The 1,421-nt window shown below is 43.3% G+C and carries 2 protein-coding genes; both read right to left on the minus strand.

Annotated elements, in window-relative coordinates:
- Positions 1-808: 808 nt before the first annotated feature.
- Complete coding sequence (locus tag P5674_RS24725) at positions 809-1,216, minus strand: hypothetical protein (protein WP_172973494.1); 408 nt, start codon at positions 1,214-1,216, stop codon at positions 809-811.
- 5 nt (positions 1,217-1,221) lie between these two features.
- Positions 1,222-1,421, minus strand: a 200-nt coding sequence (locus P5674_RS24730) for a hypothetical protein (RefSeq protein WP_315643251.1), incomplete at its 5' end; no start/stop codon positions are given.

Raw genomic sequence — 1,421 nt, forward strand, 5'->3', positions numbered from 1 at the left:
TTATTATACCATATTGCCCTAAAATATTAACCTAATTTGAGATTAAATCATGCTCCCCTAACCAAGTTTCGATTCTCCCAGGTCAACGCCGAAGCGATCGCCTATATCAGATTCCCTTGATTCGGCGGAAAGCCTTTTAACGGCGCTTTTAGGGGTTCTGAGGTGAGAAATCGTACTCTCCTAGGTCAACGCCGAAGCGATCGCTTTTGGGGTGGGTTTTGTCGGGGTGAAAATTCGCCGCTAAAGAGGATGGCACTGTGGGGGAGGAGGTGGGGCGCGTTTTAGGGTTTTGAGGTGGCGATCGCAAGTCAGGCTATACTACAATTAATCAGAGCCTAAAATCAGGAATAAAGCCAAATGACTACCCAAAATTTATGAGAAAAATGGCAGCGTTTAGACCCTGAACAACAGCAACAAGTTCTCGCTTTTATTGACTTTATTCATCAAAGGCTTAAACCGACTAAACCCAGTTCTCCGCTTGGAGCAAAGTTAAGAAAAATCCGCCAAGAAATTATAGAATCGGGCATCCCCTTGTTAACGCCAGAAGAAATCGAACAAGAAAAAGTGGAACGGTGTGGAGGATATGCAGGCTAATCATGATCCGAACTTTTGTTGATGCTGGAGTGTTAATTTATGCGGCTCGCGCCAAATGAAATGGCTGAACTTGCTTGACAAATCTTAGAAGATGACCAGCGATAATTTGCCTCTAGTATTTAAAAAAAAGGATATTTTAACATAAAATTTGAGAAACAGAGTTGGTAGCAAAATCTCTGATTTGTAGGTGAAACTGTCGCAGAAACCGGGTTTCTTACAGAGATTTAGGTTTCACCTCGAATTCCATCTGGGAACGGTAGAAACACAGATCAAATTCCATCAAAAAGTTTGTCTGTCCTAGAATTAGAGGTGTATTAATATTTTTGGTCCAGGCAAACGCTAACTGAATCGGTGCAATATCGCCGATTTGAGCCATTGCCAACAAAGGTAGTGCTGGTTGGCTCCCTAAGTTACCAGTTAGTTGAATCATGGATTTGTTGTCTGCCCAAATAGCCCCTAGTTGTAGCCCCATATTATATGGCATGACATTGATAGTTGCACCACTGTCAACTAATCCCACGGCTTCAATCCTATGACTTTCTCGCCGCCAAATAATGGGGATTCGTGGCAGACTCTCAAATTCGTTTTGGGATGAATCAGTGGTTGAGTAGCGAAATCTCATGGTCATCAAACCTCCTCACTGGAATCTATTGCCTGCATGAGAATCGCCCCAGCCCCAAAAGTATTATATGGAGTAGGCAAATCATAGGTTTTACCGGGTTCTAAAGGTGAAATTTCGGCTCGTGATTCCATTTCTTCAGCCAGTAAACGAGAAGGGGTCGAGAATGGAGTCACCTCCATCCCCTCCCATTCAAAACCGTACTTGC

It is taken from the genome of Limnospira sp. PMC 289.06, from assembly GCF_032350395.1.
GTDB lineage: Bacteria > Cyanobacteriota > Cyanobacteriia > Cyanobacteriales > Microcoleaceae > Limnospira > Limnospira platensis.

Excerpts from the sequence above, each read along its gene's own strand:
- P5674_RS24725 (WP_172973494.1), bottom strand. The coding sequence starts at position 1,216 with ATGAGATTTCGCTACTCAACCACTGATTCATCCCAAAACGAATTTGAG.